This is a genomic window from Alphaproteobacteria bacterium (genome assembly GCA_018063245.1).
GTDB lineage: Bacteria > Pseudomonadota > Alphaproteobacteria > JAGPBS01 > JAGPBS01 > JAGPBS01.
The window spans coordinates 1-3,900 of sequence record JAGPBS010000086.1 but is presented as its reverse complement, the minus strand read 5'-3'; the positions used below and the strand labels follow the sequence as shown (position 1 = coordinate 3,900).

Sequence of the window (3,900 nt, the reverse complement as noted above, 5' to 3'; positions counted from 1 at the left end):
CAGTATATACAGAGATGAAAACTCTTCAAAAATCACCTAAAGTTATCTCTGCTTTGTTCGAAGCCCCTTTAGTTAAATACGCGGCTTGATATTCAAAATTCGACTATGTTACACTGTCGGAGTAATAGATACATTCGGAGGAAAGCTTTGCAACTGATTGATGATTATCCAACCATTGATATGTCGCTTGTGGAATTGGTGATTAAGGCCTACCGGGCTGGTATTTTTCCGATGTCGGAAAGTGCTGATAGTAAAGACATATTTTGGGTTGATCCCGATAATCGAGGTGTTATTCCGCTGGATCAATTTCATCTCTCTCATCGATTTCGAAAGACATTAAGGCATCATCCCTATGAAATACGCCACAATACAGCCTTTGAACAAGTTTTGGCCCTTTGTGCGCAAGAGCGTCCTGGGCGTGAGCAAACGTGGATTAGTCCCAAAATTAAAGCGCTTTATTTAACATTGTTTCGCTTGGGCTTTTCTCATTCTCTTGAAGTTTGGGATAAGCAAAAAAATGAGCTTGTCGGCGGGCTTTATGGCGTGATGATCGCTGGTGCTTATTTTGGAGAGAGCATGTTTTCTCTCAGAACAGATACGAGTAAAATTGCCTTAGCGCATTTGGTTGCGCGCCTTCAGAAAACGGGCTTTAAATTGTTAGATACTCAATTTGTAACAGACCATTTGCGTCAATTTGGTGCGAGAGAAATTAGCAGAACAGAATATCACGAGATGCTAACAGAGGCTCTTAAAACAGAGGTTCATTTTTATGAGCCAACAGAAGAGGAATGTTTAGTATCGCTTTTGCAATCAATCACCCAAATGTCATAGATCGGATGCTCGAGAGAAGAAAGCGCAGGGGATGAGGCAAACATCCAACCTTGAAAAATACTTTTAGGAAGCTGATTTTTTTTCTGTTCTTGAATTTCAAGCAGAGCAGCTGATTCAGGTGGATCCATCGGATCAGAAACTTGGCAGGAATGAGCTGTAATTTTAAGAGATCCAAAGTCAACTGTTTCGCCAACACGAAAAGCAAATTTTGATGTACGTGCTGTGATTTTATCAAGCCCTTGCAGAACAATTATGGGTTCGGGATGCATTTGATGTTCATCAAGATTGAGCGCATCATTGTCATCGGTGCCATCAAGCACATGTTGCGCTTGTACAGCATTTATGTGCGAAGTGAAAAGTAGGCATGAGATCAATATAAGTGTAATCGGTTTAAACATATAAGTGAGCTTTGCTAGCTTAGTTTTTAGGGGAATTAGAGTTGTTGTCTTGTTTGGCTTCGTCTTTGTCGTTGCCTTTAGATTGCATATTAAAAATGACTTGTCCTAAAAGCTGTTCAAGGCCAGGTGTTGATTGCGTATATTCAATTTTCCCTTTTGGTGCGATGAAGGTTTCATCCGCCCCTGGTTCTAGTGAGACATATTTACCACCAAAAAGACTTTCACTATTGATTGAGGCAATTGTGTCAACTGGCAATTTGATTTTTGGATCGATCGATAAGGTGATCGTTGCAAGGTAATTGTCTGAATTTAAATTTTGGCTGATGACTGAGCCAACTTTAACGCCGCTGATTTTGACATCGTTACCGACTTTAAGACCATCAATGCGTGTGAAATCTGCTGTGATGTCATAGCCTTGAACAGGTCTGAGATTTGAGCTTTTATAAGCAAAAACGAAAAAGACGCCTGCAATAATCAGAACGAGTGCGCCGAGAAGTATTTCAACAATATTTTTTTGCATTGAGTGGTAATCCTATTTTGAGTCTCAATTATGATGTAGGGCGCCAAGCATTATAATCTCCTGTGGCCTTTTGGCGTTTGCCGCCTTTTAAGAAATGGCCTTCAGGACGATAGGCATCAAAGCTTCCTGTTAAATTTTCTTGGTGAGGTTTAATCCAAGGTTTGGTTTCAGTTGCGTGTGGAGAAAGAGGTTCATCGATCATGTGATGCAGCCAACCATCCCATTCCGGTGGAATTTTTGTTGCTTCCTGTTCGCCCTTGTAGAGAGCCCATCTTCTTGGAGCAGCTGGGTTTCTGGGGTTTTTTTCTTCGAAATAACGATTCCCGAATTGATCTTCTCCCACATAACGCCCATAGCGAAAGGTAAAAGTATTCACATGCAACTTAGTCATGAAGAGTATGATCTTTTCAATGAAATTCATTTAAGCCTCCTTAAGGTTCAGATATTATATTTTGTTTCACCTGAAAAGACAAGAGGCATGTGTTGGGGTGGGATTAGATGTTAGATAGTCACACTAGGGTTTAATTTTGTTTTAAACGAGAGACTCTCAACTTTCGTCACTCAGAGGGCCCGCCTTCGGGCCCGTGGAGTCTCTGCGATTTTTCAATGGAGTACTGCAGTAAGAGGTTTTGCTAGATTAGGTCTTGTAAGAGGTCCTGCCTTTTCGGGTTCAGTGTTTCAATCAGATTTAATTTTTTGGTACGAGACATGCCTTTTATCTTCTTTTCTCTAGATATTGCTGATTCCATCGTCTCGTGTCTTTCATAATAGATCAATACATGGCAGTTGTACTTAGACGTAAACGACTTTTTGATTTTGTTTTCATGTTCATATTGACGTCTTGATAAGTCGGAGGTGACTCCTGTATAGAAAACATTTTTGAATTTATTTGTTACAATATAGACTGCGGGTTGTTTCATATTAATCTCGGTGTATGTTTTTCAAGTGGTAATTTAGAAAATAAAATCAGTGTGTATTGAAAGTTTGTTGAGACTCCACGCCCTCCTAACAGGAGGGCTCTGAGTGACGCACTTGGGAACAACTGCTCACAAATCTCAAACATGTTTCCTAAGGTTCAAACCTTTTCCCTTAAAAAGCAGCAAGACCTGTTTGAGCACGGCCCAAGATGAGGGCGTGAATGTCATGCGTTCCTTCATAGGTATTCACAGCTTCTAGATTTGTCATGTGACGAATGATGTGGTACTCATCTGCAATGCCATTGCCGCCATGGATATCACGGGCTTGTCTTGCAATCTCAAGGGCTTTGCCAGCATTGTTGCGTTTAAGAAGACTAATTGCTTCTGGTGCGGCTTTGCCTTTATCCATCAGTCTTCCCAATTGCAGAACAGAATGAAGCCCCAGGGTAATTTCAGTTTGCATATCGGCCAGCTTTTTTTGGACAAGCTGAGTTGCGGCAAGTGGCCGGCCAAATAAATGACGATCAAGCGCGTAATCGCGAGAGAGATGCCAGCAAGATTCGGCTGCGCCAAGAACACCCCAGGCAATACCATAACGGGCTTTGTTGAGACAGGAGAAGGGGCCTTTGAGACCAGATACATTGAGCTTATTTTCTTCAGGCACGAAGACATCTTGCATGACAATCTCACCGGTGATTGAAGCTCTGAGAGAAAATTTGCCTTTAATCGCAGGGGCAGAGAGTCCTTCCATCCCTTTTAAAAGCACAAAGCCTTGAATGATATCATCCTCATCCTTTGCCCAGACAACAAATATATGTGCAATCGGACTGTTTGTGATCCAGGTTTTAGAACCATTGAGGATGTAGCCGCCTTTGACTTTTTTAGCATGTGTTTTCATTGAAGAAGGATCTGAGCCACCATCAGGTTCAGTGAGGCCAAAGCACCCGATCATCTCTCCCTTTTGGAGCTTTGGAAGGAGTTCTTCTTTGAGTGTTTCTGATGCATATGAGTGAATGGGGTACATAACAAGACTTGATTGCACAGAAAGAGCAGAACGATAACTTGAATCAATGCGCTCAACTTCGCGTGCAATAAGGCCATAGGCAACATAACTTGTGTCAGCGCAGCCATAGCCAGAGAGGGTTGAACCAAGAAACCCGATCTCACCCATTTCAAGATAAATGGCGGGATCAAAAATTTCTTCGCGATTCGCTTTGATAATACGGGGCAAGAG

The 3,900-nt window shown here is 41.9% G+C and carries 6 protein-coding genes; 1 reads left to right on the top strand and 5 read right to left on the bottom strand.

The genetic code is table 11. From position 1 onward, the window contains the following. Positions 1 to 180: 180 nt before the first annotated feature. The gene (locus KBF71_08925) at positions 181 to 831 is read left to right on the top strand and encodes a leucyl/phenylalanyl-tRNA--protein transferase (GenBank protein MBP9878434.1); all 651 of its coding nucleotides are present in this window, start codon (positions 181 to 183) and stop codon (positions 829 to 831) included. On the opposite strand, the gene KBF71_08920 is transcribed toward KBF71_08925, so the two are convergent. The 5 genes from KBF71_08920 to KBF71_08900 all read right to left on the bottom strand — a co-directional run. Then, entirely contained in the window at positions 768 to 1,100 is a 333-nt protein-coding gene (locus tag KBF71_08920) for a DUF2155 domain-containing protein (protein MBP9878433.1), read from the bottom strand. The genes KBF71_08925 and KBF71_08920 overlap by 64 nt on opposite strands. A 148-nt stretch (positions 1,101 to 1,248) precedes the next feature. Beyond that, positions 1,249 to 1,749 carry an outer membrane lipid asymmetry maintenance protein MlaD gene (gene mlaD / locus KBF71_08915; GenBank protein ID MBP9878432.1) on the bottom strand — a complete coding sequence of 167 codons (501 nt, stop codon included), beginning with the start codon at positions 1,747 to 1,749 and terminating at the stop codon, positions 1,249 to 1,251. 28 nt (positions 1,750 to 1,777) lie between these two features. Further along, positions 1,778 to 2,170 (bottom strand): NADH:ubiquinone oxidoreductase subunit NDUFA12, encoded by a 393-nt coding sequence (locus KBF71_08910; protein ID MBP9878431.1) that lies wholly within the window; start codon positions 2,168 to 2,170, stop codon positions 1,778 to 1,780. Between the two features lie 211 nt (positions 2,171 to 2,381). After that, positions 2,382 to 2,669 carry a GIY-YIG nuclease family protein gene (locus tag KBF71_08905; GenBank protein ID MBP9878430.1) on the bottom strand — a complete coding sequence of 96 codons (288 nt, stop codon included), beginning with the start codon at positions 2,667 to 2,669 and terminating at the stop codon, positions 2,382 to 2,384. 169 nt (positions 2,670 to 2,838) lie between these two features. Next, positions 2,839 to 3,900: acyl-CoA dehydrogenase (locus tag KBF71_08900; GenBank protein MBP9878429.1), on the bottom strand; the 1,062-nt coding region annotated here is incomplete at its 5' end.

What these genes read in the sequence shown, in the direction of transcription:
- KBF71_08925 (MBP9878434.1), top strand. Translation starts at nt 181, where the DNA reads ATGTCGCTTGTGGAATTGGTGATTAAGGCCTACCGGGCTGGTATTTTT.
- KBF71_08920 (MBP9878433.1), bottom strand. Translation starts at nt 1,100, where the DNA reads ATGCATCCCGAACCCATAATTGTTCTGCAAGGGCTTGATAAAATCACA.
- mlaD (MBP9878432.1), bottom strand. Translation starts at nt 1,749, where the DNA reads ATGCAAAAAAATATTGTTGAAATACTTCTCGGCGCACTCGTTCTGATT.
- KBF71_08910 (MBP9878431.1), bottom strand. Translation starts at nt 2,170, where the DNA reads ATGAATTTCATTGAAAAGATCATACTCTTCATGACTAAGTTGCATGTG.
- KBF71_08905 (MBP9878430.1), bottom strand. Translation starts at nt 2,669, where the DNA reads ATGAAACAACCCGCAGTCTATATTGTAACAAATAAATTCAAAAATGTT.